Below are 1895 nucleotides of genomic sequence, written 5' to 3'. Positions count from 1 at the left end.
GGGCGGTGAATATGCAGCCCCAGTCGTGCCCGACGAGGTCGACCGGCTCACCGATCCGCTCCAGGCGGTCGATGAGCCAACTGACGTACTCCTCCTTGGTGGATCCGAAGTCGTCCGGCCGGGCGGCGGCGAACCCGGGCAGGTCCCAGGCTTCCACGTCGGTCCGGGAGAGGTGGCGACGCACGTCGTCCCAGACGTGATGGGTGTCGGGGACCCCGTGTATCAGGATGGCAGGCATAGGGAGTGCCCTTCGTCGATCGGAGATCGGTCGACTGCCACGAGTGAGCAGCCGTACCTCGCGGAGGTGTTCCGCAATCATATTGTCAGGAACAACATCGTGTCACACGGTGTTGTCATCTCCGTCTGGTCCGGGTCGCTTCTTCAGCTCGTGCTCCCTGGTTCCATGCCGTGTCCGATTGATCCATGGTCAATCAGCACATGGATCGGGCCGCGCGCTGCGTGGACGCTGGCGCCCCGGACGTACCGCCCAACAAGGAGTGTTGATGAACGACATGACGGAGCCCGACCTGCGAGGAAGGCTGGCCGTGGTCACCGGGGCGAGCGACGGGGTCGGCCTTGGGCTGGCCACACGACTCGCTCATGCCGGCGCCGAACTGATCCTGCCGGTACGCAACATGGCCAAAGGAACCACCGCCCTCGAATTGATCCGAACGAGTGTGCCGGGTGCGCGGATCTCCCTTCGCCTCCTCGACCTTGCCTCCCTGGCCTCGGTGGAGAACCTCGCCGACACGCTCAATGCTGAAGGCAGGCCGATCCACCTGCTCGTCAACAACGCAGGCGTAATGTCACCGCCCTTGCGGCACACGACCAAGGACGGCTACGAGCTGCAGTTCGGAACCAACTACCTCGGTCATGTGGCCCTCACCGGGCGGCTGATGCCGTCACTGCGGGCCGGTCACGCTCGTGTGACCACAGTGACCAGCAGCGCCGCGCGTGGCAGCCGGATCAACTGGGACGACCCGCAGGGTGTGAAGCGGTACTCCCCGGTGCGCGCGTACGGACAGTCCAAGCTGGCCAACCTGCTGTTCGCCCTCGAACTGGAGCGTCGCAGCGCGTCGGGCGGCTGGGGCCTCGTCAGCAACGCGGCCCATCCCGGTACGACTCTGACGAATCTCTACGCAGCCGGGCCCAACCTCGGCCGCGCCCGTCCCGCGCCTCACGCGGCGATCATGAGGCGGCTCGCACGCTGGGGTGTCTTCGTGCAGTCCGTCGACGCCGGCCTGCGTCCACTGCTGTACGCGGCGGCGAGCCCGGAAGCCAAGGGCGGCCATCTGTACGGCCCCGACGGCTGGGGCCAGTTCACGGGCAGTCCAACGGAACTGGCGCTCTACAAATCGGCCCGGAGCGAGGCGGACGCATCTCGGCTCTGGCAGCTGTCCGAGCGTCTCACCGGAGTCACCTTCGCGGCGGTCTGAAGGTACCCGACAGACCAGGGACAGGGTGGCTGCTTCGGCGTTCACACCGACCGGGCCAGGACAGGGAAACCTGCCTGACGGGCAGTAAGGCAGCCCAGTGCGGCTTTAGTTCGCACCTTTCCTCGCCCGTACGGCTGGTGTCACACAAACGGCAGGACCTCGGTCTTGTATGTGGGGGCCGTGGCCGTCAGGCCTGGTGCACCAAAGGTGTACAGGACATGTCGTACCGGCATGGGTGCGCGCGTCGCCGCTGCGGGGTGGAACGGAGACGAGCCTGTCCCGTGAGTGCTGACGCGCCGATCCTGTCCCTTACTCCGGTATCGGCCCCACGGGCTTCGAGAAAGTACGTTGCGATGGTGGACGAGTCATTGACCATTCTGGATACCGGTCCCTTTGACCGCGTGGACCCGGATGAATTCGTCCGGGCGGCCATGCGGTGGCACTTCGACCCCGCGACCG

Annotated in this window: 2 protein-coding genes; one reads left to right on the top strand and one right to left on the bottom strand. The window is 66.2% G+C overall.

Annotated elements, in window-relative coordinates:
- A partial coding sequence (locus tag JF597_RS54540; RefSeq protein WP_294014568.1) for an alpha/beta fold hydrolase occupies nt 1-238 on the bottom strand: 238 nt, incomplete at its 3' end.
- Nucleotides 239-503: 265 nt separating this feature from the next.
- Here JF597_RS54540 and JF597_RS54535 point away from each other — a divergent pair.
- On the top strand, nt 504-1436 hold the full coding sequence (locus tag JF597_RS54535) for an SDR family oxidoreductase (protein ID WP_294014565.1): 933 nt from the start codon (nt 504-506) through the stop codon (nt 1434-1436).
- Nucleotides 1437-1895 lie beyond the last annotated feature (459 nt).

This window comes from Streptomyces sp. (assembly GCF_019510245.1).
In the GTDB taxonomy this organism is placed as follows: Bacteria; Actinomycetota; Actinomycetes; order Streptomycetales; family Streptomycetaceae; genus Streptomyces.
This window is presented reverse-complemented; position numbering and strand designations above follow the sequence as displayed.